The organism is Planctomycetaceae bacterium (assembly GCA_021371795.1).
Classification (GTDB): domain Bacteria; phylum Planctomycetota; class Phycisphaerae; order Sedimentisphaerales; family UBA12454; genus UBA12454.
In genome coordinates, this window is the sequence record JAJFVK010000025.1 from 24,722 (window position 1) to 50,414 (window position 25,693).

General features: G+C 43.3%; 20 protein-coding genes. 6 read left to right on the forward strand and 14 right to left on the reverse strand.

The genetic code is table 11. The annotated features are described in order from the left end of the window. Positions 1–528 precede the first annotated feature (528 nt). Entirely contained in the window at positions 529–2,190 is a 1,662-nt protein-coding gene (locus tag LLF92_12175) for a beta-N-acetylhexosaminidase (GenBank protein MCE5341862.1), read from the forward strand. A gap of 531 nt (positions 2,191–2,721) precedes the next feature. Then, positions 2,722–2,994, forward strand: a complete 273-nt coding sequence (locus LLF92_12180) for a hypothetical protein (GenBank protein MCE5341863.1) — start codon at positions 2,722–2,724, stop codon at positions 2,992–2,994. An 8-nt stretch (positions 2,995–3,002) separates the two neighbouring features. On the opposite strand, the gene LLF92_12185 is transcribed toward LLF92_12180, so the two are convergent. Continuing rightward, positions 3,003–3,257: a tetratricopeptide repeat protein gene (locus tag LLF92_12185; protein ID MCE5341864.1), complete on the reverse strand. Its 255-nt coding sequence runs from the start codon at positions 3,255–3,257 to the stop codon at positions 3,003–3,005. An 850-nt stretch (positions 3,258–4,107) separates the two neighbouring features. On the opposite strand from LLF92_12185, the gene lexA reads away from it, so the two are divergent. Both lexA and LLF92_12195 read left to right on the forward strand, forming a co-directional pair. Further along, positions 4,108–4,737, forward strand: coding sequence for a transcriptional repressor LexA (gene lexA / locus LLF92_12190; GenBank protein MCE5341865.1), 630 nt, complete (start codon positions 4,108–4,110; stop codon positions 4,735–4,737). A 17-nt stretch (positions 4,738–4,754) separates the two neighbouring features. After that, a complete protein-coding gene (locus LLF92_12195; protein MCE5341866.1) occupies positions 4,755–5,087 on the forward strand; it encodes a YbjQ family protein in 333 nt (110 codons plus the stop codon). Here the strand turns inward: LLF92_12195 and LLF92_12200 are convergent. Further along, positions 5,084–6,058, reverse strand: a complete 975-nt coding sequence (locus LLF92_12200) for a hypothetical protein (protein ID MCE5341867.1) — start codon at positions 6,056–6,058, stop codon at positions 5,084–5,086. The two genes, LLF92_12195 and LLF92_12200, sit on opposite strands and share 4 nt — an antisense overlap. A 152-nt stretch (positions 6,059–6,210) precedes the next feature. On the opposite strand from LLF92_12200, the gene LLF92_12205 reads away from it, so the two are divergent. Beyond that, positions 6,211–7,824 (forward strand): flagellar basal body P-ring protein FlgI, encoded by a 1,614-nt coding sequence (locus tag LLF92_12205; protein ID MCE5341868.1) that lies wholly within the window; start codon positions 6,211–6,213, stop codon positions 7,822–7,824. 6 nt (positions 7,825–7,830) lie between these two features. Here the strand turns inward: LLF92_12205 and LLF92_12210 are convergent, their stop codons facing one another. Then, complete coding sequence (locus LLF92_12210; protein ID MCE5341869.1) at positions 7,831–8,817, reverse strand: rhomboid family intramembrane serine protease; 987 nt, start codon at positions 8,815–8,817, stop codon at positions 7,831–7,833. A 9-nt stretch (positions 8,818–8,826) separates the two neighbouring features. Then, positions 8,827–9,918 (reverse strand): DUF6263 family protein, encoded by a 1,092-nt coding sequence (locus LLF92_12215; protein ID MCE5341870.1) that lies wholly within the window; start codon positions 9,916–9,918, stop codon positions 8,827–8,829. A 266-nt stretch (positions 9,919–10,184) separates the two neighbouring features. Between LLF92_12215 and LLF92_12220 the strand changes: the two genes are divergently transcribed. Then, on the forward strand, positions 10,185–10,622 hold the full coding sequence (locus tag LLF92_12220) for a hypothetical protein (protein ID MCE5341871.1): 438 nt from the start codon (positions 10,185–10,187) through the stop codon (positions 10,620–10,622). Between the two features lie 165 nt (positions 10,623–10,787). On the opposite strand, the gene LLF92_12225 is transcribed toward LLF92_12220, so the two are convergent. From LLF92_12225 to LLF92_12270, 10 genes are all read right to left on the reverse strand, one after another. Next, positions 10,788–11,888 (reverse strand): sugar kinase, encoded by a 1,101-nt coding sequence (locus LLF92_12225; protein MCE5341872.1) that lies wholly within the window; start codon positions 11,886–11,888, stop codon positions 10,788–10,790. Position 11,889: 1 nt separating this feature from the next. After that, the gene (locus LLF92_12230; GenBank protein ID MCE5341873.1) at positions 11,890–12,567 is read right to left on the reverse strand and encodes a bifunctional 4-hydroxy-2-oxoglutarate aldolase/2-dehydro-3-deoxy-phosphogluconate aldolase; all 678 of its coding nucleotides are present in this window, start codon (positions 12,565–12,567) and stop codon (positions 11,890–11,892) included. A 350-nt stretch (positions 12,568–12,917) separates the two neighbouring features. After that, complete coding sequence (locus LLF92_12235; protein ID MCE5341874.1) at positions 12,918–13,235, reverse strand: Gfo/Idh/MocA family oxidoreductase; 318 nt, start codon at positions 13,233–13,235, stop codon at positions 12,918–12,920. Positions 13,236–13,347: 112 nt separating this feature from the next. Next, positions 13,348–14,784: an efflux transporter outer membrane subunit gene (locus tag LLF92_12240; protein MCE5341875.1), complete on the reverse strand. Its 1,437-nt coding sequence runs from the start codon at positions 14,782–14,784 to the stop codon at positions 13,348–13,350. 1 nt (position 14,785) lies between these two features. After that, on the reverse strand, positions 14,786–17,965 hold the full coding sequence (locus tag LLF92_12245) for an efflux RND transporter permease subunit (GenBank protein ID MCE5341876.1): 3,180 nt from the start codon (positions 17,963–17,965) through the stop codon (positions 14,786–14,788). After that, positions 17,966–19,141, reverse strand: a complete 1,176-nt coding sequence (locus LLF92_12250) for an efflux RND transporter periplasmic adaptor subunit (protein MCE5341877.1) — start codon at positions 19,139–19,141, stop codon at positions 17,966–17,968. A 46-nt stretch (positions 19,142–19,187) separates the two neighbouring features. Next, positions 19,188–22,283, reverse strand: a complete 3,096-nt coding sequence (locus tag LLF92_12255; protein MCE5341878.1) for an efflux RND transporter permease subunit — start codon at positions 22,281–22,283, stop codon at positions 19,188–19,190. Next, positions 22,283–23,500: an efflux RND transporter periplasmic adaptor subunit gene (locus LLF92_12260; GenBank protein ID MCE5341879.1), complete on the reverse strand. Its 1,218-nt coding sequence runs from the start codon at positions 23,498–23,500 to the stop codon at positions 22,283–22,285. The genes LLF92_12255 and LLF92_12260 overlap by 1 nt, the downstream gene beginning before the upstream one ends. After that, positions 23,487–24,884, reverse strand: a complete 1,398-nt coding sequence (locus LLF92_12265; GenBank protein ID MCE5341880.1) for a TolC family protein — start codon at positions 24,882–24,884, stop codon at positions 23,487–23,489. The genes LLF92_12260 and LLF92_12265 overlap by 14 nt, the downstream gene beginning before the upstream one ends. Beyond that, positions 24,884–25,492: a TetR/AcrR family transcriptional regulator gene (locus LLF92_12270; protein MCE5341881.1), complete on the reverse strand. Its 609-nt coding sequence runs from the start codon at positions 25,490–25,492 to the stop codon at positions 24,884–24,886. Before LLF92_12270 ends, LLF92_12265 begins: the two co-directional genes overlap by 1 nt. Positions 25,493–25,693 lie beyond the last annotated feature (201 nt).

Consider the following 25,693-nt stretch of genomic DNA (forward strand, 5'->3'; position numbering starts at 1 on the left):
GGCTCATATATTACCCTGGCGGCACAACGGCTGCCGCACTTACCTCAACGTCCTATCACAATAAGCACAACACAGCACTTCCACATCCAAATTAGAGGCCTGAATGCATTACACTTATATATATACACATTATAATAACTAAGCATTCTCATACAACACCAATACGATACTATTCCCCACCATTTTAGGCACAGTTGCCTTTTTTCATGGCTTTAATCCTTTCAAAATCGAATTTTAACAACTTTTTTTGCATTTTGAATGGATTTATTTTCGAGGAACAGGTCATACCTTTACCTGAATCAGTTCATAATCCATCATTTGGGGAATATTGACGCCAACTATATCCCAAAAAAGTATCGCCACTGACAGAATTTATTTTTGAAACTTTGTTTACAAAAAACTTAGAATTTACTACACTCACTTTAGTATGGAATGGTAAGATTGTGATGATTACAAATATCGTAATCCTATATATTGATTGAGAAGACCGCAAGGCATACCTCAAAAACTGTTTTGAGAGAAGGCAACATGTTCAGTCATATTAAAGTCATTTACGCAAGCATAATTATTGTTTTTCAACTTCTATTCGGGTTTGCCCAAGCAGTTAGCCCCCCTGTCATTACAGTTGTTCCCAAACCGGCCTTCATGCAGATGGCACATGGTGAATTTAAATTAAATCAGGCATGCCGCATCTTGCTTAGGTACGCAGATCCAAATTTGACCGCCAATGCGGAATATTTTAAAACCATCATTGCCAAATCCACAGGCTATAATCTGGAGATTATCCACCAAACAGATGATATGAATAATGCCATATTGTTTGAACTTTCAACAGAGTTACAGCACCTCGGGCAGGAGGGATATGAACTCAAGGTGACAAAACGAGGCGTTAGCATAAAAAGCCAGACCACGACAGGGAATTTTTACGCATTGCAGACACTCCGGCAAATGCTGCCGGCCGATATCGAAAGCAAGAAAGTAATTAAGCGATTATGGACAATACCCTGTTGTCGTATAATTGACAAACCATCTTTCGGCTGGCGAGGCATGCACATGGACGTTTGCAGGCATTTTTTCGATAAACAATTCATTTTGAAATATCTGGACACTTTGGCGATTTATAAAATCAATAAATTTCACTGGCATCTGACCGACGATGAAGCATGGCGAATACAAATAGATAAATATCCCAAACTTACCGAGATCGGGGCATGGAGAGGCCCTGCAAATGATCGGTACGGGGGTTTTTACAGCAAAGAAGATGTTAAAGAAATAATCGAATACGCCAGGAAGCGATACATCATGATAGTGCCGGAAATCGAAATGCCGGGGCACTGCAATGCCGCAATTTATTCATATCCAGAGCTTTCCTGCAGCGGAAAGATACATGCTACCGGAGATAACAACAGCATGTCATACTTCTTAAAAGAAGGCAGGTTTGCATTTTGCGCAGGGAAAGAGCAGACTTTTTCATTTCTGGAAGATGTTTTATCCGAGGTGCAAGATCTTTTCCCAAGCCCTTATATACACATCGGCGGAGATGAAAGACCTGAAGCAGTATGGGATAACTGTGAACTTTGCCGTAAGCGAATGAAGGATAACGGTATTGACAACGCCGAGAAATTACAGCAGTATTTCATCAGCCGAATAGAACAATATCTGAATTCAAAAGGAAGAAGATTGATAGGCTGGGATCAAATCACATCGAAAACCCTGGAGAAAAGTTCTATTGTCATCTCCTATCAGGGAACGGCTCCGGCTATACAATCTGCAAGAACCGGAAATGATGTGATTTTGGCACCGAATGTCAATTGCTATTTTGACTATTATCAATCCAACTCTCCTGATGAGCCGGAAGCAATCGGTGGGCTTGTAACATTGAAAAGCATTTATTCGCTGAATCCAAAACTGTCAAACCTTACGACCAAACAGCAAAAGCATATATTGGGCGCAGAAGCCTGCCTGTGGACAGAATTTATTAAAACCGACAAACATGCGGAATATATGACTTTCCCAAGAATTTGCGCCTTGGCTGAAGTTGTCTGGACGCCTGCTAATAAGAGAAACTGGGGTGATTTTGAAAATCGTATAACAGCACATTATGAACGGTTCGACAGACTCGGAGTAAATTATCGAAGATACCGTAGTAAAAATGTTTTTGAGCCCGAATCTACAACCTCCGGGTTATGAGTAAAATAAGGCTAAAAATCATAACTTATTGAATTATCAATATATACTTATAAGTGCTGGTCATGCAAAGAACAATCTTAAATATGCATGTTGAGCATCACATGCACAAAATATATGACAAATTATTTAGGGCCTGCTGAAAAAGTTCCCATTTTCAATTTTAGCGGCATGGGTCGGGACGGCTGCCGGATAAGCCGAAATTTATTTTATATCGTTTCAAGGCGGGCCTGACGGAAGCGGTAAACACCTGTTTTGGGCTGCATAGAGATTTGCTGCATCTGTCTACGGGAAACACCTAAGTTTGAGTATTTTCTGTCTTGACAATGGGTAGGGGCACAAGTTAGGGTGTCATGAAATCACAATATTAAAGGGTAAAAACAGAATCAGAGAATTTATAAAACAAGTTTGAAAATGCGAAGTTTTTTTAACGGAGGTTGTAATGAGTAGTGGGTCGAAAAACACTTTTACTGTGTTTTCAATAACGGTGTTTTTTGCAATCACTGCTTTCGCCAGTGCCCCTAATCGTATGGGGTGGTTGAGTTTGATAAGGCGGCTGCAAAGTTTGAAATTAAGGATGATGTTCTTCATATTTGCCACAGTGGGCAATGTCTTTGTGTTTCGCTGAATTCTCCCCGGTTTATATTCTCTGAAGGTTTAGAATATGGTAACAATGTCAAACCATTGTCTGTTAGTGGAGAAATTGCTTCAGATAAGCCCCTGGAGATAACTTACGATAAGATTGTTTTGAAAAATTCCGGCAGTCTGCAGGTGAAGCTTTATCTGCAATGGTCTGCTTCAGATTAATTTCCCTTTTAAATCTTATCTATCTCCTCTTGTATCTCTTTTACTTTTTGTGGCACACCCATTTTGCTGAAATATTCTATTGCCAGAGACCAACATTCCCTATCTTTATTATAATCCTTACGTTTTTCATATATTGAACCTAAGTTGTCATACCTGATTGCCAAACCTTCACATGATCCAAGTTTTTTGTCTATTTCCAATGCCTTGAGATACATTTCTTCTGCTTTATCGAAATCTTTTTTATCTCTAAATACTACGCCTATATTGTTTGATTGGCAAAAGAAATTGCGATTTTATGCTCTTTTTTGTGGGTGTCCAATGCGACATAAGTTATATTGTTCATCGACCGGTTCCTTTCATTGTATGCGGCTCTGTCCCGATTTGGGATAATCCACGATTGCGGCGGCTACGTACCGCCTTGTCGCAATATCTGTTATCAGGTATTGACGACTTTTACAACCACGGAGCCGGTCGTTCCATATATTCTAAACGACGTGGATTCCCCCAGAGGAGTTTCCGCAGTTGCTCCAACCGTTTTCAAGGGAATGACAAACGTTGTCGTTCCGACAACGGCTAAACGAACCCCGTCAAAGTGTTGACGGGGCTAAACGACGGTTTGTTATCCGGAAGGGAGTTTTAGACCCTTTTAAATCTTAAATAAGAAATTTTAAATTTTGTCCTATATAAACTGCGGTTTTTGCCGCGAGGATTGCGATTTTAAAAAATTTTCGCCTTTTTTGAATTTTGTTCGGTTTTTGTTAGGGTCTTTGATGTCTGTTTGACGATAGATGTTTTGACAAGAAAAACAAAAAGTATCAAAGAAGAAACGGATGTGAAAAATGGAAAGCAGAAACGGATTTTTGAATGATGGAAACGCCCCTCTTTGTCGATTCGGCCCCGGCGGTGATTACGTAAAAGATTGGCCGGCCGGAACTTACAAAGCACAACAAAAACCGATTGGTTCGGTTTTAAACACAATCGCAAAGATGCTTGATACTGTAATTGACCAAGAGCTGATGCAAAATTCGACGATTGCGAAGATTCATTCAGCGATACAGAACGCTCAATTACCAGATTTAACGGAGTACGAAGTTGAGTACGAAAAATCAAACAATGCTAACGCCGCGTCAGTTTCAGGTGTTAAAGTTAGTCAACAGTTCACGGCAGAACCGATGTTATTCGATAACTCTGCAGGAGCTTTCGGACATTCTGGGAACAAGCAGAACAACGGCATTCGAGCACATCGCCGGCCTAAAAGAAAAAGGGCTTCTTTCGGCCGAGTCTGGCAAGGCTCGCTCTTTGACGCTCACCAGCAAAGCGTTAAAGTTGCTTAAAGAAGCGGCTCTCGAAGAGTCGAGCAATTCTGAATCGTCGGACGGTATCGCTCTGCTTGGCAGGATAGCGGCCGGTGCGCCGATTGAAGCGATTGAAAACGCAGAGCGGATTTCGATACAATCGGCGTTTGGAAACGATGAAGAAACTTTTGCGCTGAAGGTTCAGGGCGACAGTATGATCGGCGACGGTATAAATGACGGCGATTATGTAATTTGCAAAAAAACACAGGATGCGGCTAATGGAAAAATCGTCGCGGCAATCGTTGATAACGAAAACGCAACTGTAAAACGATTTTACAAAGAACAAAACCGGATTCGTCTTGAGCCGTCGAATCCGGCCTATAAGCCGATATACACGCAGAACTGTAATATCGCAGGCGTTGTAGTGGGATTAATGCGAAAACTATAATTATCAAGAGGTTTAATATGCAAATAACAACAACGTTCACCATTGATGGCTATCGGATTAGAGAGTACAAAGGTATCGTGCGCGGCATAATTGTTCGTTCGCCGACAATCATACAGGGCTTTTTAGGCGGATTAAAAAACATACTCGGCGGACAAATCGGCGCTTATACTGAAATGTGCGAACAGGCTCGTCTGCAAGCGTATGATTTGTGTATTCAGCACGCACATGATATGGGAGCCAACGCAATCGTAGGTTTCAAATATGATGCGTCAGAGGTAGGCGGCAAGTTTTCAGCAACGGAAGTTTTGTGCTACGGCACGGCTGTTATAATTGAACCGGCGCAATCCTAACGGCAGCGGATTAATTGCGCGGGATTGTATTGAATGTGCGGCGCGATAGTTTTTAAATCATTTAAAAATCTATGGCCATCCGTCCAATAGCCCGCGGTTGGTTTCAACTCTGCACACTTTTCAATAAAATAATTATTGTGCGCAATCATTAACTGTTCACGCAGATACTTGCAGGCCATTGAAGCAAGGCAAACAGGCAGAAAATCATCATCGGCTTTGACGGCAAAATCCATTCTTATATTTTTGTTCGGAGAAATAAGCTGGTAACTGCTGATATTCTCTTCTTCGGTCAAAATTTTCAAATCCATATCGGAAAACATCGTTCGAAGGTGCGGAGCGTAACGCATTCTGCCGCCCTGCCGGTCGATTACGAAATGATAATCGCGATGGCCGGTTTTGAGAACTTCGCTTATGAGTCTGCACACAAAATGGAAAACAACACTGGATTTATTTCTGATTTTTTCAATCAGCTCGTTATAACAGCCTGCGCCAAGGCAAAAACTCTTCAAATACGTAAGATTTATTCCATTCTTCTGTAAATCTTTTTTCAGCATCGATGCGCAGATAGAAACCACATCCGGATTTAATTCAATCTTCTGGCTGTCAATATTTTTATAAAATGGCGAGGTGATAATTCTCTGTTTGCTGTCTGGGGCGAGCATCTCCATCAGTTCGGCAACCGTGGCGGGCGTTTGCGAACGGCATTTCAGGAAAGTCAGTATTGTTTTTTCGAGAAAACCGATTCCGGACGCGGGAGTGTACGCTTTTTTGCTGTCGCAGACAAGGATTCTGCCGGCAAGTTTCTTTTTGCTCGATGAAACGCTTTCCGGCAAAAGCTGCCACATATTAGAGTCTGCTTTTTCGGGCGGGATGCTAAATGCGGCGGCTGAAACGACCAAAGGCCCTAAAATCGGGCCCAGGCCAGCTTCATCAATGCCGACATATAACGTATCATTCTGTGCTGCGTTCATTCTTCCGTCTTTCAAAACGCTAATAATATGGTTCTAATCCCATGGAATCAATAAAAATAATCAAACCGCCAATTTTTATTAACCTATTGACTGTAAAGCAAATATGAAATAAAATCAGGTGAAATTAAAATTGTTTTAGGGATTGTGAGTCTATGGAAACACGGAAAGTTTACGCGATCGTATTAATCGGTATGCTGTTATGGATTGGCGGCTGTGAGGAATCACGGAAAAAGGGCAAAGGTAAAGACGTCAACGATGTTAATGAGCCAACGAAGTTAGACCGAACCATCGGCGACCTTGCGGAAATTGTAGCGAACAATACTGTTCCTGTAAAAGGCGTCGGCCTTGTAATCGGTCTTTCCGGCACAGGCTCATCCGAATGTCCGGCTGCAACACGCGAATACCTGCGGAAATATATCGTTACACAGGTAGGCCGACAAGATACGGTCAAGCCAGATTCCATGATTAACAGTATAGATACGGCTGTCGTAATTGTAGAGGGCACTATCCCGCCGGCAGCATCGAGATATCAGCATTTCGATATCACTGTTAAACCATATCCTGACACACAAACAACTTCTCTTGTCGGCGGAAGGCTTTACACGACCGAATTGAAATTTATCGCAAAAGTCGATAACTCACTTGAAGCATCACGAACACTGGCTTACGCGGCAGGCCCTATTTACATAGATTCCATGGCAGATTCCAAAACCTCGCCGATGTCCGGAGTTGTTCTCGGCGGCGGAAGAGTTATAGACGATTATTCAGTCACCCTTTCATTAATCAAGCCGGATTACAAAGCGGCAGCTTATATTCGCAACCGTATTAATCAGCGTTTCGGCAAAGACGTCGCCAACGCGGTGTCAGACCGTATTATCAATGTGTCCGTTCCAGCAAATTACAAAGATAAAAAGTCGAAATTCATTATGCTGATAAATTCGCTGTATATCGCTTCTGGCGCTGCGAACGAAGAAATTCACATAAATCAGCTTATTGAAGAACTTAAACAATCGCCTGACAAAACCAAATTCCAAATCGCACTGGAAGCCATCGGCAGACCCGCGGCTGAAGAACTGTATTCCTTAATAGATGCCAACGACGAAAAGACCAGATTTTCCGCAGCAGCGGCTTCACTTGCAATCGGAGACAGCAGAGGCTTAAAACCGCTTCGCGATTTTGCGCAAGACCCCTGCTCATCGCTGCGCATTCTGGCGATAAATAATGTCGGCGAATACGGGTACAAGAACGATGTAATCTCGCTGATGAACAGACTTTCAGGCGATGATCATTTCGACGTCAAGTTCGCAGCGTATACTTATCTGTGGAAATTTAGCGCCCCTTCCGTTATCCGCACAATAGTATCGGAAGATTTTTTTGTCGATCAGGTTATAGCGACCGGACCAAAAGCTATTTACGCATATCGTAAACAACAGGCCGGCTTTGTCTTTTTCGGCGCCCCTATAAATTGCGAAACAGATATCTATATCGAATCAGAAGACGGCGGTATCATCATCAATTCCCCGCCGACAGACGACCGTATTTCCATATTACGCAAGCACCCGATAACAGGCGGACTCATGGGTCCGTTGAAATGCTCAACAAGAATCGCAGATATTGTAAAACTGCTGGGCGACCCGCCAACACCAAAGAATGACAAAGCACGCCCCGGTTTGGGTGTGCCATATTCTGAAATAGTTCAACTGCTGAAAACTATGTCTGCAAAAGGCGCAGTAAAGGCGGAATTTATCGCAGGGCCGGCGGAGTAAAACCGGTTACGGTATTCGAACAGGCTGTTTGCAGCGCGGACATTTTCCGGTTTTGCCGGCGTGCTGAATGGAAATTTTGCACTTCATTCCGCATCTGCATTGCAGGTGTATAAGACTCTCGGCGAAAGCGGAAGACGCTGACAATTCTTCGGAAACCTGTACGTTTTCGCCAGTTTCATAATCGCGAGCGAGGATTCTTTCGTAAAGCGGTTTTTTCAACGGCTCCGCGTGTTTTGGCGCAAGGGCTTTATATATAGAAATCTCATCCCGCTTCATCTTAATTATACCTGTCAGCAGTAACAAAGAAGTCATAATAACGCCTGCCGCAAATCCGCCGAAATGCGCGAAATACGCGGTGTTCCCAACGCCAAAAATTGAAAAGATTATGTCATGAATAAAAAACATCAAAATTATGACATAACTTGCAGCATCAAAAGATTTGAAATAGCCAATCGGCAGAAAATAAAACAAACACGAAATGGCATTTGTCGGAAAAAGTACGAGATACATTCCAACAACTCCGTTAATCGCGCCGCTTGCTCCAATGGCCGGTCTGCCGGAAAAATACATGTGCGCAGCACCAGCCGCAACTCCAAACAGCACATACAGAATTATAAATTTCAGATTGCCTATTTTGGTACATACCGAATTTCCAAATATCCATAGAAAATACAAATTGCCAAACATGTGCAGCATATTAGCGTGAAGCCACATATAACCGAACAATTCCCTCGTACTCCAGCTTTTGAGCACCATATTGTTGAAAATGTCTTCCTTAAAGGTGAAAGAGCTGTTACTATTTTTTATCGCAACATTACGCAATTCCTCTTTTATTGTCGTGTGATACAAAGCGGTCTGTTTCATCTGCCATGCAAAAAAAACGATAATGCCTCCTATTATAAGCCAGTTGGCAACCGGTACTCTCTCTTCAGGGACATCCACCTTCCACGGTATGATGCCCACACCCGCAAAAATTAGAACGATAAATATCACTTTAATGCCCTATTTAATCATTTCGATTATAGCACTTCCGCTGATTGTTATTGGTATATTCATATTCGGACGAACACTTTTAAGATTAGCACTGAAATTAGACAAAGCTGTTTTGTCAGTTTCAACGTACTGCAAGCCTGTAAATTTAATCATCGCTTCGCTTTTCCGCAACAGACCAGTATTAAAATCCAGTGAATTTTTGGCCAAATGCACACCAGATATATATTTCGAGATTTTCTCCCTCGCATTAACTTCTACAACCTTAAGCTTTTTGTGCATATCAACGTCAGAAATACTATCGACATACACAATGTCATTTTCTTTACCTTTCAATATGTAAGTAAGATTGGCGTCAACCGGCATACTGTAAATATTCAATTGCGTCTTGTCGTACCATTTATTACCTGCCGTTACCGTCCTGCATGGATACTTGATAAAAATATTGCCGAGCATTTCTTTGGTATCAGATTCGATAGAACCAAGAAAATGTTTGTAAAACGAAATCCTCGCATTGACCTCGTTATCCAACATTTTCTTCGCAATCACAGTTAAAGTCTTCTCATTAAAATTCGGGTCGTTGATTTCTTCTATAATTTCTTTTTTTATCTTCGGCTCCATCTTCTTTAAAACAGCTTCAAAGCCCTTAATCTCGCCTCTATCGCCTGTCGGACTGACTTTAACCGAAAACTTACTTGCTATAACGGCGGCAGTAACATCTGAAATCGCTTTAATATATATATCATTTGTTTCGACAGGAGGTTTGGTGGAATCATACTTTATAGTGCGGCCGGAGACATTTGCATCCAATGCAACAGACTTATAATAAAAAACTATATTCATCGTTCCATTCGTATCAACGGCGCCAACATCCAATCCCACTACTTGGTCTGTCTTCGAATTGTATTTAGCCATTTTGTCTTTATAAGTTTGCACCACCTCATAAACATTAGTCAATTTCATTTCATGGTGTTGGCCGACTTTGAGACGAAGCTTCAAATCAATCTTTTCTTTAGGTTTTTGATTTTCCTGAATACTAAAAAGAACGATAGCAGCAACTATAATACCGACAAGAATGATAAGAATAATATTTTTGGCACTCATTTAACCTCCTTACTGTTTAAACATTTCTAAATCAAAAACCTCAACATCAAAAAAAATTATAGCAAAAGACTTTTAATTTCTCAAACTTTAAAAGCCTTACTTGGCACAAAACAAATTTGACACTTCGAAAAATTGAAACGCGCAAAGAAAAAGGCTTTTTTGCGCAAATCCTTTAAAAACAAGCATTTAACGTTGATTGCCTGCAAAACTTTTAGTAAAATCCTTAATAGATAAAGCAACAGATTCTTTATTTAAAGGATGGTGGTATGAAAAAGACACTTTTTTCGGCGGGGATTCTTGTATCTTTATTTCTCTTCACTGCTTCTGTTTATTCCTTTGACAGTACACCAATCGGCTGGAACACCGGCAATATTTTTTATAACTGCACACAACCAACGTGGGCAACAAATGTTTACTCCACAATATTTACACCTCCGTATGATTATAAGCTTGATGACGCTGCTGATGTGCCGGACGAGGTAATGGCATACGCAGGCGCGGGAACGCCATATCCGCCGCATTGGTTTTATACTGTTTACGGCGATTTCGACCGCAATGGAGAGGTAAATTTATACGACCTCGATACCTTTGCTGATTACTGGCTGATGACAGACTGCAACGCAATTGCTGACACAGATTATGACAACGACTGCAATGTGAACTTCTATGAATTTTCGCTAATGGCAGAAAACTGGATGGAATAGTAAAATCAAAAATCAAATATAAAAAATCAAAATTTAGGAATTTACTGTTTTTATGAACCCTGCCGTGGTCCCCTGCGAGGATTAAAATGACGGCAGGGCTAATCGACGTAGATTTACGCTAATGCTCCGACCGCCTGCGCGGAAATGACAAAGAATGTTTTGGATCTATCTATCCACACGCGCAGTGCCGCCGGCCATAATTTTTTCGACATCGGACAGGCTAACCGTCGTTGTGTCGCCGGGCGTTGTCATAGCCAGCGCACCGTGAGCTGCGCCGTATTCAACTGCCTGCTGACCAGTTTTGCCTTCCATCAGGCCGTAAATTAATCCTGATGCGAAACTGTCGCCGCCGCCGACACGGTCGTAAATCTCCAGATTTTCGCGGAGTGTCGCTTCATAGAAATTGCCGTCTGAATAAAGTATTGCGCCCCAGTCATTAACGCTTGCGGTTTTTGCGTTTCGCAGCGTTGTGGCAACGGCTTTGAAATTCGGGAATTGTTTTACCGCTTCGAGAATCATCTTTTTGAAATTTGACGGATCAAGTTTTGAAAGATGTTTGTCCATTCCCGGAACTTCCAAACCAAGACATGCTGTAAAATCTTCCTCGTTGCCCATCATTACATCGATGTATGGAGCGAGTTTGCGATTTACTTCCTGCGCCTTTTTCTGGCCGCCGATAGATTTCCATAAGCTCGGCCTGTAATTCAAATCATACGAAACTATCGTGCCATATTTTTTCGCTGTCGTAACAGCTTCTATTATCACATCCGCTGTCGTTTCGGAAAGCGCGGCGAAAATTCCGCCTGTGTGGAACCATCGCACACCCGCTTTGCCGAAGATTTCTTCCCAATCGATATCGCCCTTCTTCAAATTTGAAGCAGCCGAATGGCCTCTGTCGCTGCAACCTTTGGCGGCTCTTACGCCGAAACCGCGTTCGGTAAAATTCAGGCCGACACGAACATCTCTGCCGATACCGTCAAACGGCACCCATTTAACATACGTCATATTAACGCCGCCCTGCAGCATCAAATCCTCAAGCAATCTGCCAACAGGATTATCCGGTATCGCGGTAACAATCGCGGCGCGTTTATTGAAACATCTGCGAAGACCTCTTGCAACGTTATATTCGCCGCCACCTTCCCAGACTTTAAATTCTCTTGTTGTGTGAATTCTGTTATCGCCGGGGTCGAGACGAATCATTACTTCGCCGAGCGAAAGAATATCGTATCTGCAATTCGCTGCGGGTTTAATATCCAAAGCTGACATTCTATTTGCCTCCTCTGATTTGATTAATCATATCAATCGTCTCTTTTACTTTCTTCGCAATTCCAGTCCAGTCTTTTGCGGCAATCAATTCTTTTGTAATCAGTTTCGAGCCCATACCAGCGCAAACGATGCCGGCCTTGAACCATTCGGTCAGACTTTCCTTTGTCGGTGAAACACCGCCGGTCGGCATAATTTCCGTCCATGGGCACGGGCCTTTTACAGCCTTTACAAAATCAGGGCCGCCGATTGTTTCGCCGGGGAAGATTTTTACGATTTCAACGCCGAAAGTATGCGCTCTTTGAATTTCCGTTACTGTTCCACAGCCGGGCGAATACGGAATTTTTCGGCAGTTGCACATTTTTGCGGTGTCTTCATCAAAACACGGGCCGACAATAAAATCGGCGCCTGCGGAAATGTACATCGCGGCTGTCGGAGCATCACAAATTGAGCCGACGCCCAAAATAATATCTTTGCGTTCGGCGTCTCTATATTCGGCTAATTTTGTGAATGTGTTTATCGCTCTGTCGCCGCGGTTGGTAAACTCAATGCACTTCGCGCCGCCATCTGCACAGGCCGTTACGATATTTTTCACGGTTTCAAAATCATTGTGATAAAAAACCGGAATCAAACCAATTTTCTTCATGGCTGTTAAAACGTCAAGTCTTGAATGCCTTGCCACAGTTTGACCCTTTCAAAAAACAATTAACAAAACAGGATTGTAATATAATTATCAAAATTATCAAGTTAAAGATTTGGCAATACTTTGGACAAACCGCACCTGCGGCGAGTAAAGCCCCCACCCTATAAAACTGGCTTTACGAACCCTGCCATAGTGATGGCAGGGCTGATATGGAACGACCTTTGTCAAATCAATTTTGTAATATATTTTTCTTTCATTTTTTTTAATCTTTTTTTTATTAACAAACAAGGTACAGGCTGCTTCGACGATGAATCAGTCTGATATTCGTGGATTATCCTTTGTTAAAGGACAGAGCCGACAGTGATATTCTTCGTCCGGAATCGTGCCTTCTAAAATCGTGAGTCCGGCAAGCATAAAACCTGCCTGTCAACATAGCTCGCATCGATACATTTTTTCGTAAGACTGAAATGAGTATTAATCGGCGTGGGCACATAAACGACATCGGCTTTGCCTTTGATGCCGGCCAAGAGTTTATCGGTGTCATCGTAAACGGGAATGCCTTTTTCCAAACATGCTGCCCTGCCGGGAGAGTGCCTTGAAGGATTGCTGCTGACGGCGACAAGGCTGATTGCATCGGGAATTTCCCATATCCATTTAATCAGATTAAATGCGTAGCCCCCTGCGCCAATCATCGCCAGTTTGACCATAAAAATCCTTTATTTGGACAAAACAACCACTTCCTCTTGGTAACCTTTTTTCACCTAAATATCAATAAAAATAACACTTTACAGCAAAAAATGGCTATATTGGAAATTTGTCCTAATTTTTGGGATTATTGGCGTAAATGGAGTCATCTCCGCCGCCTAAAACGGCGTAAAGTCTGGCCTGATTAGTGATTTTTGCCAATCTATATGAAACGAGTCCCTGCTGGGCGGCATAAAGCGACCGCTGGGCATCAATCACCGACAAATAATTATCAATTCCCTTCAAATATCGCGTGTTCGACAGGTGATAAGTATCTTCCTGTGCTTTTGTCAATGACCGCTGCGCGGCTAACTGCGATTCGATAGTGCCCTGAACCGCAAGAGCATCGGCAACCTCCTTGAACGCCTGCTGAATCGTACGTTCATATTTCGTAAGAGCTATCTTCCGGTCTGTCTTTGTAACAGTCAGCGCCGACCATGCACGCGGGTCAAAGATAGGCATTGTAATTTGCGGCGCGAACGTCCACGTTGTCGAGCCATTGGAAAACAAACCGCTCAACTGCGTACTTGACGTGCCAATCGAACTTGTCAGAGCTATACGCGGAAACAGAGCTGCGCGTGCGGCGCCGATATTCGCATTAGCCGCTAACATCATATTCTCGGCCTGAAGAACGTCAGGACGGCGCAACAGTACATCCGAAGATATTCCTGCTGAAATTTCCTGCGGCTGGGCAACGGCGTCCAACGTCGCAGGCAAAAAATCATCCGGCACTGTCGAACCAACCAAAAAATCCAAGGCATTCTTATCCTGCGCAGCCAATCTGGTGTAAAGCGAAACATCAACACGAGCTGAATCAACACGCGTCTGCACCTGGAGCAAATCAATCTCCTGCGAAAGACCAATATCATAACGCTTCTTAATCAAATCATAAGCAGCCTGCTGCGAATCCAATGTGGACCTCGCGATTTGAAGACTTTCGTTATCAGCAGCAAGTGTCAGATATGCGTTGGCAACCTGCGATATCAGGGTAATCTGCGAACTGCGGCGAGCCATTTGAGAAGCAAAGAACTCCTGCAAAGCGGCATCCTTCAAGCTACGGATATATCCAAAGAAATCGATTTGCCATGAAGCCATGCCTAATTCAACGTTATATGTTTTTTTCGTCAACGACACTCCCTGACCAGACAAATCAGCAGGCAAATGCGTTTTAGTAAGTCCGGCGTTCGCGTTAATAACCGGGAAAAGTTCTGCACGCTGTATGCCGTACATTCCTTGTGCTCTTTCAACATTTAACGCGGCAAGACGCAAATCACGATTATTCTTCAACGCCATATCGATAACCGTTTGCAATTTCGCATCAGTGAAGAATTGCTGCCATGTAATTTTATCCACTGCCGGAGCGTTAGCGTCTGTTTTAATTTCCTTATAAGCATCACCTTTCGGCCACTCGGTCGGGACAGGCGATTCCGGTCTTGTGTATTTAGGCGCCATCGAACAACCTGTTACACTAACCATTAAAGTTAAACCAATAATCCAATATAACTTTTGCATATTACTGCACCTCCTGTGAAGAAGCCGAATCCAACTCGGCAATCGTTACCGGCTGCTGATGCTTTTTCGCAAATAAGCGATTTACAAGCACAAAGAACAGCGGAATAAATATTAAGTCAATAAAAGTCGCTGAAAGCATACCGCCGCAAACGGCCGTTCCAATCGCGTTTTGAGCGCCGGCACCTGCGCCTGTCGAAATCGCCAAGGGCAAAACGCCAAAGAAAAATGCCAATGACGTCATCATAACAGGTCTGAATCTTGTCTTCACGGCTCCGAGCGTTGCTTCAATCAGCCCTTCACCCTGATCAATACGATGCTGCGCGAACTGAATAATCAAAATCGCGTTCTTCGTGGACAAACCAAGAGTGGTAAGGAATCCAATTTGGAAATAAACGTCGTTCGGCAGTCCGCGAAAATGTGTCGCCAGCATCGCGCCGAATACGCCCAGCGGAAGCATCAGCATATTTACACATGGAATCGTCCAGCTTTCATAAAGCGCCGCGACGCAAAGGAAAATAATCAAAATTGAAAACGCGTACAACGGAACAGTCTGTCCGCCGGCCTGTCTTTCCTGATAAGAAAGACCTGTCCAGTCGTAGCCAACGCCCTGCGGTAAAGCTCTTACAAATTTTTCCATTTCAGCCATCGCTTCGCCCGAACTTCTTCCGGGAGCTGATTCACCTACAATATTAATAGACGGGAAACCATTGAATCGCTCAAGCTTTGGAGAACCGCTGGTCCAGCGACCTGACGCAAACGAAGAAAATGGAACCATTTTTCCGCTGATATTGCGGACGTAAAGTTTTTCAATATCCTTCGGCAGCATACGATAAGGAGCATCTGCCTGCACATATACTCTCTTTACACGGCCGGCCTGAATGAAGTCGTTTACGTACGCGCTTCCGAACGCAGCGGAAATTGTATTGTGAATATCATTAATTGGAACGCCCAAAGCGCCGGCTTTTCCCCAATCGACATCCACGTGATATTCCGGAACATCTTCAAGGCCGTTCGGGCGAACTTTTGTCATCACAGGACTCTGTGCGGCCATACCGAGAAGCTGATTTCTTGCAGCCATTAATTTTTCGTGTCCCAGACCGCCGCGGTCGAGTAATTGAAAATCAAAACCCTTGGACATGCCGAGTTCGGTTACCGCCGGCGGAGCAAAGGCAAATACCATCGCGCTGCGAATCTGTGAAAACGCGCCCATCGCTCTTCCGGCAACCGCATTTACTTTCAAATTTGGATTGTTACGAAGTTTCCAATCCTTAAGTTTTACAAATGATAAACCCGCGTTTTGTCCGTGGCCGGAGAAACTTACGCCTGAAATTGTCATACATGATTCCACGGCGTCTTTTTCCTGCCCCATAAAATAATTTCTGACAGTCTCCATAACCTGCTTTGTCTGCTCCAGTGTCGAGTTGGCCGGAAGCGAAGTCTGCACCATTAAAATTCCCTGGTCTTCATCCGGCAGATAAGCCGTAGGCATTTTTTTGAATATGTATCCGACTCCCGCGACAATCAGCACAAACACCAACAGATAGCGGAATTTTTTATTGAAAGACTGTCCGACAACTCCAACGTACAAATCTCTGATTTTGAAAAAATTACGGTCGAACCATTTGAAAAACGGGCGCATAAAGAATACGCTCGCATCGGCAGGTTCATGTCCTTTCGGAATGGGTTTTAACAGTGACGCGCACAAGACAGGTGTAAGTATCAAAGCAACCACAACCGAAAGCATCATCGACGAAATAATAGTAACAGAAAATTGACGGTAGATAACGCCGGTCGCGCCGCCAAAGAATGCCATCGGGCCAAACACCGCTGAAAGCACTAAACCAATACCTATCAGAGCAGGCGTGATTTGTCCCATCGATTTTGCAGTAGCCTCTCTTGGCGAAAGCCCTTCTTCGCCCATAATTCGCTCGACGTTCTCGACGACAACAATAGCGTCGTCAACCAGAAGACCTATGGCCAAAACCATCGCGAACATCGTGAGCATATTAATTGAAAATCCGAAAAATCCCAATGTCGCGAAAGTACCCAAAAGCACTACCGGCACTGCAATCGTCGGAATCAAAGTTGCACGCATATTCCCCATAAATAAATACATCACAAGGAAAACGAGGAGTATGGCCTCTAAAAGCGTTTTAATAACCTCTTCGATAGCTACGGTAATAAACGGAGTAGTATCATAAGGATACACAACTTTCATACCTGAAGGGAAAAAGTTGCTAAGCTCCGCCATTTTGTTTCTGATATTATTTGCCGTATCAAGCGCGTTAGCACCTGCGGCCTGTCGAATAGCCATCGCAGCAGAGGGTTTGCCGTTGAAAAACGCTTCGACATCATAAGATTCGGCACCAAGCTCCACACGTCCAATGTCTTTAACTCGCAAAATAGAACCGTCTGGATTTGTACGCAACGGAATACTTCCAAACTCTTCAGGTGTTTTGAGCATACTCTGCACAAGAATAGAGGCGTTTAAACGCTGCCCTTCTACGGCAGGCGCGCCGCCAAACTGGCCGGCGGAAACTTCCACATTGTAAGATTTAAGCGCAACGACAACATCCTGAATTGTCATTTGATAATCAATAAGTTTGTCCGGATTGAGCCAGATTCGCATAGAATACTGACTTCCAAAAATTTCAACTTCTCCGACGCCGGGGACACGCGAAAGTATTTTTTCAAGATTCGACTGCGCGTAGTCTCGCAAATCGTGTCCGTCCATACTGCCGTCTTCCGATATCAAACCTATAATCAAAAGATAATTTCGTGTGGACTTGCTTACCTTTACACCCTGTGTCTGTACAACATCCGGAAGACTGGCCATGGCAAGCTGCAGTTTGTTCTGCACCTGTGCCCAAGCAAGGTCCGGGTCTGTTCCCGGAGCAAATGTTAAATCGATACGAGAAGCACCGGATGATTCACTGCTGGCTGAAAGATATAACATATTGCTCAAGCCGGTCATTTTCTGCTCGATAATCTGCGTTACGCTGTTTTCAACAGTTTCAGCAGATGCACCCGGATAGCCCGCTGTAATTGAGATTGAAGGCGGAGCTATCGGAGGATACTGCGAAACAGGCAATTTATAAATCGCAAGACCACCCAATACCATAATTATAATGGCGATAACCCAAGCAAAAACCGGACGCTCTAAAAAGAATTTAGATAACATTTATTTACTCCCGCTCATTTGATTTTGTGCGGCGGATTTCGCATCCTTACCGTTTTTATATATAACAACTTTTACAGCAGCACCGGGACGAACTTTCTGGATGCCTTCGATAACCAAACGATCACCAACTTCCAGACCCGATGTTACAAGCCACTGGTCACCAATCGCGCGGTCAAGATTAAGCATACGTATTTCAACTTCCTTGTCTTCATTAACAACATACGCCATTGGATTCCCTTTTACATCACGTAATATTGCCTGCTGTGGAATGAGGATGGCTTTTTCCTGAACGCCTTCCTCTATGACAGCACGCATAAACATACCCGGCAAAAGTTCTCCTTCAGGATTCGGGAAAACTACCCGCAGGATAACAGAAGCCGTCGTCGGGTCCACCGTTATATCACGGAACTGAAGAGTGCCTGCCAAAGGATATGGCGTACCATCCTCAAGGAAAAGTTTTACTGTGTTTTTGCTCGCTTCGTTCTGGTCAAGCATACCAGTCTTCAGGTGTCTGTTCAATCGCAACATTTCCGATGTGGATTGAGGCACATCGACATAAATCGGATTCAACTGCTGAACGGTCGCAAGAACCACCTGTTGATAAGCAGTTACCATAGCGCCATCGGTTATACTTGACATGCCAATACGACCTGAAATCGGCGCGGTAATTTTTGTATAGCCGAGATTGATGTTAGCCGTATCAAGCATTGCTTTATAATATTGAATTTCAGCTTCAATTTGATTCAACGAGCTTGTCGCGTCATCAAATTCCTGCTGACTTACGGCTTTATCAACAAGCAACTCCTTATATCGCTCAACTCTCGATTTGACAGAAGGCAAACTTGCTTCGGCTCTGGTAAGCGATGCTTTAGCATTATTAACAGCGGCCTGAAACGGTGCCGGGTCAATTTGATACAGAACCTGACCTTCATTAACATCCGAACCTTCTGTAAACAAACGCTTCTGTATTATACCACTGACCTGCGGCCTGACATCCGCGATTCGATACGCAGATGTTCTACCAGGCAATTCTGTTTTAAGGACTACCGGCTGTGTATGCACTTTAATCGCCACGACTTCAGGCATCGGCATTGTCATCTGCTGTTTGCCCTTGCAGCCTGCCAGCAAAAACACACCCGACATAACAACGCCAATAAAGATTATTGTTATTTGCATTTTGTTTTTGTTTCTTTTATTCATTTTTGTACATCCTTTACAGATATTAATTTTCAACAGTAATACTATCTTTGTTTTTATGATTTTTACGTGTAAACAAATCATAAAGAACCGGCATTATTATCAGCGTAAGTACGCCCGAAACAACCAGACCGCCGACAGAAGCAATACCTACGCCATTTCTCAATTCCGCTCCGATACCTTTACCGGTTGCCAGCGGCATCATACCTAAAATCGCAGCCAACGTAACCATCAGAATCGCCCTAAAACGTTCGCACGCGGCACTAATCATCGCCTTGTGAATCAGCACGCCTTGTCTAACGTGAACGTTAAACTGATCCATAATCAAAATCGCGATATTAACAACTATACCGATGAGCATAACCATTCCCATCATCACGAACATCGACATACTTTCATCAGTCAACGCCAGCGCCAATATAACGCCGATAATAGCCAAAGGCAGCGTAACCAAAATCAGCCACGGCTGCTTGAACGATTCCAATAATGCCGCAAGCATAAGGAAGCATAAAACTATAGCGATAATTCCCGCTTCGCCGAACGCCATCATAGCTTCATCCATCATTTCCGCGGTTCCGGCAAATTTATAATTATATCCCGGAGGCAATTTTCCGCTTTCATCAAGCTTTGCACTTAATTCATCAATTGCATTGCCGAGCGGTTTTGTTACTGAAGGATTCGACAGTAATTTAGATATACGCTGCTTGTCCTTCCTTGTTATTTGTATCGGAGCAATCTTCTGATAAACATCGCCGAGATTAGTCAACATCAGAGTTTTGCCGTCACCGGCCGGAAACATAAATTGTTCAACCTGATTTTTGCCTTCCTTTTTATCAAACAATACTACAATATCATAATTGCGAGCGTTCTGTTTAAATGTTCCACATTCAATACCTTCGATATTCGCACGCAACACCAGCCCCAAGTCTGTCGCGGCAATGCCTAAATCCGCAAGCACCGCTCTTTTCGGCAAAACTCGCAGTTCCGGCTTACCCTGGCGAACCGTCGTGTCGGTATCAATATATCCGTTCTCTTTGGTCGCTATGCTCTTGGCATACAACGCGAGATTGTCAAGCACATCAAGATTCGAACCTGAAATTTCAAGTTCGATATCCGTTGACTGTCCGCCAATAATCGAAGGCTGCGAAACCGTTACAATACATTCAGGATACTTCGCCAGCTTCTGTCTTGTAATTTCCATAAGCTGCTCAAGTGCAATTTGGCGTTCCGTTCGCTCTGAAAACTTCAGAAGCAGCTGCGCAAGATAAACGCCTTGGGACGCCTGGCCTATAGTGCCTTCAACTCTGCCGATAGCTGTCAGAGTGTGTTTTAATTCTGGCAGGTCCTTAAGTATTTCTTCTACTTCATGAACTCGCTTGACCGTCAGATTGAGATCGTATCTGGTGGGATATTCGAGTTTGACGTAGATTTGTCCCTGGTCGCTTTCCTTGAAAAAGCTGAAACCGACCTTCTTGGCGAGCTTTAATGATTGTATGAATAACAATACAGCTACGAGAACAACTAATACCGCAACTATACGATGCTGCTCATTAAACGTCAACAATTTTCTGTAGCCGCTTATTATAACATTGAGAAAACGATTGAAGCCGTTTTCCACTCTCTTAAGAATTGTTTTTCTATTCGGATCAACCGGCTTAAGAATCAAAGAACACAAAATCGGCGTCAGAGTAAACGATATAAACAATGACACAAGATTCATAATGAGCATTGTTACGGCCAGCGGCTTCATAAACTTTCCGACCATACTGCCCATAATCGCTATCGGGAAAAGCACAACAACGTTTGTTCCTGCGCTTGCGATAACAGCAGTCGCAACTTCAGCGGCACCGAGCCTTGATGCTTCTTTTGGATCTCCGGTTTTATTCAGTCTGTCAACAATCGCTTCCATAACAACGATTGAATTTGTAACCAGAATACCAATCGACAATCCAATCGCAAGCAGCGTCGAGATATTAAGCGTATATCCCAAAAACTGCATAAAAAAAAGACCGATGATAATCGTCAGCGGCATCGTAACCGCAATGATAAACGTCGAACGCAGATTATAAAGAAACAAAAACAGAATTAAAGCAGTAAGAGCAACGCCCTGCCCTATATCGCTCCAGGCACTATTCACGCTGGCCCTGATAAACACGCCGTCATCGGAAACCCAGACCAATTTCATTCCGCCAGGCAATTCTTTGTTCAATTTTTCAACCGCCGCTTTGACCGCGTCAACAACTTTAACGGCGTTGGCTTCGGCTTTTTTGACTATTTTAATATATACCGCCTGTTTGCCGTCGATAAATGCTTTTTGGCGAACTTCTTCGGTTGCCATTTCAATTCTGCCGATGTCTCGCAGATAGCAACGTTGTCCGCTGCCGCTGTTTATCTGCATCGACTCGAAATCAGAAATTTTATAATAATCCGCATCAACCTTTACAGAATATTCAGTTCCTTTTTCCTGGATTCGGCCGGAAGGAATCAGCCTAACGCCCTGTCGTATTGCCTGAAGAATATTCAGGCTGTTGAGCCCTTTTTCGGCAAGTTTGTCTCTGTCGAGAATAATATGCACTTCACGAATATTTCCGCCGATAAGTTCGGCATCCGCGACGCCCGATATAACCGTCAGCTTGTCTCGCAATTCGTTGTCCGCGTAATCATACAAATCGTCCAGCGGCAAATCGCCCGTAATGGCCATATATATAATGGGCTTGGCGTTAATATCATATTTCAAAATTTTCGGGTCTTCCACATCTTCCGGAAAATCCTCATTTATCAAATCAAGTTTTTCACGAACATCCGTCGCGGCAATATCGACATCGACGTCAAGATTAAACTCAAGCAGCGTCTGGCACACATTTTCCATACACGATGAACTTACGTGTTTAAGGCCGTCGATTGTAACTACCTGATCTTCGATTCTTTTCGCGACATCTGTTTCAATCTGCTCCGGACTTGCGCCGGGATATATCGTGGTAATGGTGATATAAGGCACATCGAGCTTGGGCATCAGCTCAAGCCCCATTTTACGGTACGCATTCAATCCCAGCAGCGACAAGCCTATAATCAAACAGCCCATCGCTACAGGTCTTCGTATTGATGCGTTGGAAAGAAACATTATTTATTCCCCTCCTGAACAGCAACCACTTTGCCGTCATCAAGCATATTCTGCCCCATCGTTATAACCATATCTTTTTCGCTCAATTCATCGCCGCTGACTTCTGTCATGCCGTCATTTTCCAGACCGGTCTGCACGGCAACCTGATGCGCCCTGCCGTCTTTGACTGTGAAAATTATATTTCCGTCAACGCGTTTCTGAATCGACACTGTCGGAACAGCAAGAGCTTTTCTTGTCTCGAAGATGACTTTTATATCCGCCATTGCGCCGGCAGCTATCGTATGCGATGAATTATCGAGTAAACATTTCACTTCAAATGTACGAAGCTTATTTTCAATAGTCGGACTTTTATAATATAGCGACTGTTCGCCGTGCTCTTTGCCGAAAACATTGACACGCATTTTGGTTTGCCCTGCGATAACTTCCGAATAATATTGAGCGGGCAGATACGCACTGACTTCTATCGAATTGTTATCCGTGATAAGAAGCGCAGGCTCTTCGGGACTTCCCATTTCGCCCGGCTCTTTGAATCTTGCGCTGACAAAACCGCTGATTGGAGCATAAACAACTGTATCAGACAGGTTCTTTTGCGAGATAATCAAATCCGCCCTGGCTCGCTCTATGTTGGAACGGGCAAGATCTATATCCGCCTGAGCGGCCTTTATCGCGGCTTTCAATTGATTGTAGTGCGATTCCTGCAACTCAAACGCGTTCGCGGTTACAGCTTTCTTTTCGTATAACCGTTTGTATCTGTTGTAATCAAGCTGAACTTTTTCAAAATCAACTTTAATTTTTTCCAAACCGGCCTGTGCCTGCTTTTCAGTGCTCTCGGCAATAGCCAACGCTTTTCTCCCGGCCTCAACAGCCTGTTCAAGTTTTACCGAATCGATGCGAAACAGCATTGTCTTTCCGGCAGTAACGTTGTCCCCCTCATCGACAAAAAGCTCTTCGATAGTGCCCGGAATCCTCGGCGAAACATAAGCGAAATTTTTGGCTTCAAGATTTCCCTGAACAGCAGCGTATCGTTCAAATGTTTTTGTTGCAATCGGCGAAGCGACTACGGAAAATTTCGGCTCTTCAGGAGTTTGCTGTACCACTACATTCGCTTTTTTCACAATCCTAATGTAATAAAACAGCATCCCCGCGATTACAATCAGAAGAAGGATTATAATTATCGCAGAAAGATTAATTTTTTTCGGCTTTTCATTGTTTTCCATAGAGTGCCTCGCTCGGGCTGTTATTTTGCCCCATCAGATTATTTAACACCGCAATACTTACCTGAAGTTGATATTTGCTTGTCATCAAATCCATTTGAGCGTTGTCTTTTTCGGCGGTTACCTCAAGAAGTTCCGAACTTACAACTAATCCTTCTTTCCATTTTTCATTTGTTTCTTCGAAATGTTTCGATGCCGTATCAAAAGCCTTCAGTGTAAGCACAGACATTTCTTTTGCGTTTTCAAGATTTAAATAAGCCTTATAAACCTCAAGCATCAAAACAAGCGTTTGCTGCTCTCGTTCTATAAAAGCTACTTTTTGCCTTTCTTTAGCAGCCTTGTATTCGTTTATATTGGCAAAGCCGTTGAAAATCGGCAAAGTGCCCGACAAACCGTAAGTCCAGAAATTTTGAAATACCTGAAACGAGTCGGACGTATTGGTTCTGCCGGCAAATATCGCCAGCTTCGGCAGGAATCCTGCCAACGCGATTTTGACTTTCTCTTTTTCAATTTGAATTTGTTTGTCGGAAATAAACAAACCCGGATTTTGCAGCATTGCAGTGTAAACAAGTTCTTCTACAGGAGCATCAGGCATCTGCAAAGGCTGTTCGGGAATCAGGTTGATATCAGCTAAAGGCGACAACCCCAGCGAAAACATCAAATCTCCTTTTGCCTGCTGCACGGCATAACGCGCTTCATTGACATCAATTTGTCTTGCCAGCACATTCAACTGTGCCTGCTGAAGCTGCCAATCGGTAACAAGTCCTTCATTGTACAGCGATTCAATTTCACTTTGCAACCCCTGCGTCGAACTTAATTGACTTTCAAGAGCCAGCTGCATCTCCTGCAAAGACAGGCAATGATAATAATTAACTATCACGTCGAGAATAATTGTCTGTCTTGTATATTGGCTGACAATTTTTGTCAGCTCTTCGCCGCGTTTATACATTTCATACAGAAACCACGTCTGCGGGTCGAATACAGATAACTGCATCTGCCAGGTAACGTCTTTTATCGCCCTGTCGTGAGTAGCCGCGGCAGCACCGCCAAATTTAGTCATAGGTGTTCTGTTCCACCTTGTCTCTGAATAATCGAGATTTATCACGGGCAGGAAATTTGCAAAAGCGACTTTCCGTTCAAGTCCGGATATTTTTTCTTCGATTGCAGATATCCGTATCTCAAGATTATTCTGCAAAGCGATAGATACACAGTCGTTCAGGCCGTACGCAGGCTTCATCGATAAAACATCGTTGGTTTCACTTTTCAGCGATGCACTGAATGCTCCGGCGTGCTCCTGCCTGACCAGACGGTCATTGACTTTCTGGCAGCCGGCCTGGAAAATTACCAGCAATGAAATCACAAACAAAATGTTTTTATTTCTGTTCATTAATTTATCAACATACCACAGAAAAGATTCTCAATCTTTGCAAGCCCATCCTGTACATTGGCCTTATTATAATTCACTGATGATTCCATAATATAAGTCTGAAGCGATGCCTCTAACGAAAGAACATAAATATTGGTATCCACAGGTTTAAAAAATTTCTTTGCAATTCCAGCATTAATAACTTCTACAAGCTTATTTCGCAAAACAGTCTTAACTTCATAAGCCTTTCCTTCCTTTTCGTTATTAGAAGGCGTCAACGTCCCGTGCTGCGCAACGTACAACCTGATAAATTTCAAATTCTCTTCCATCAAGTCAATATGAGACACAATGTAAACATGTATCTTTTCATTTTCAGGCGTATCGCTTTCCAAAATCGGCATCAGTGACTGTAAAATTCTTTCAACGCAATCATTTCTCAATTCATCAAACAGTTGCTCCTTGCTCTGGAAAAAATTATACAGAGTTCCTACCGCATACTCCGAACGAACGGCAATATCCTGCATCGAAACATTGTGAAACCCCTTCTCTGAAAACAAATCCAGCGCCTTGGCAAGTATTTCTGTCCGGTGCCTGATTTTTTCCCGTTCTTTTCTTGAAATCGTTTCCATAGCAATTCCCTGTTTTTTCTTAATTAACCAGCTTAACTTTCTATGAACATATATTCATATTATGAATACTAATTCACAAAATGTCAAGCCTTAAACCTTATTCAGTGTAAAATCGGCATTCCCTAACCTGAAGTTAATATAAACCGCTGTATTTTAAGAATTTACAGCATAATTTAGGCCTGAAAGTCCTATAAAATTGGG

Coding starts and splice junctions, on each gene's coding strand:
- LLF92_12235 (MCE5341874.1), bottom strand. CDS start 13,235: ATGGTCAAACTGGCGATGATTGGCGCAGGGGGCTACGCATTTAATCTG.
- LLF92_12250 (MCE5341877.1), bottom strand. CDS start 19,141: ATGCAAATAACAATAATCTTTATTGGCGTTGTTATGTCGGGTGTGTTT.
- LLF92_12200 (MCE5341867.1), bottom strand. CDS start 6,058: ATGAACGCAGCACAGAATGATACGTTATATGTCGGCATTGATGAAGCT.
- LLF92_12245 (MCE5341876.1), bottom strand. CDS start 17,965: ATGTTATCTAAATTCTTTTTAGAGCGTCCGGTTTTTGCTTGGGTTATC.
- LLF92_12175 (MCE5341862.1), top strand. CDS start 529: ATGTTCAGTCATATTAAAGTCATTTACGCAAGCATAATTATTGTTTTT.
- LLF92_12260 (MCE5341879.1), bottom strand. CDS start 23,500: ATGGAAAACAATGAAAAGCCGAAAAAAATTAATCTTTCTGCGATAATT.
- lexA (MCE5341865.1), top strand. CDS start 4,108: ATGCTAACGCCGCGTCAGTTTCAGGTGTTAAAGTTAGTCAACAGTTCA.
- LLF92_12195 (MCE5341866.1), top strand. CDS start 4,755: ATGCAAATAACAACAACGTTCACCATTGATGGCTATCGGATTAGAGAG.
- LLF92_12265 (MCE5341880.1), bottom strand. CDS start 24,884: ATGAACAGAAATAAAAACATTTTGTTTGTGATTTCATTGCTGGTAATT.
- LLF92_12240 (MCE5341875.1), bottom strand. CDS start 14,784: ATGCAAAAGTTATATTGGATTATTGGTTTAACTTTAATGGTTAGTGTA.
- LLF92_12220 (MCE5341871.1), top strand. CDS start 10,185: ATGAAAAAGACACTTTTTTCGGCGGGGATTCTTGTATCTTTATTTCTC.
- LLF92_12255 (MCE5341878.1), bottom strand. CDS start 22,283: ATGTTTCTTTCCAACGCATCAATACGAAGACCTGTAGCGATGGGCTGT.
- LLF92_12215 (MCE5341870.1), bottom strand. CDS start 9,918: ATGAGTGCCAAAAATATTATTCTTATCATTCTTGTCGGTATTATAGTT.
- LLF92_12270 (MCE5341881.1), bottom strand. CDS start 25,492: ATGGAAACGATTTCAAGAAAAGAACGGGAAAAAATCAGGCACCGGACA.
- LLF92_12225 (MCE5341872.1), bottom strand. CDS start 11,888: ATGTCAGCTTTGGATATTAAACCCGCAGCGAATTGCAGATACGATATT.
- LLF92_12205 (MCE5341868.1), top strand. CDS start 6,211: ATGGAAACACGGAAAGTTTACGCGATCGTATTAATCGGTATGCTGTTA.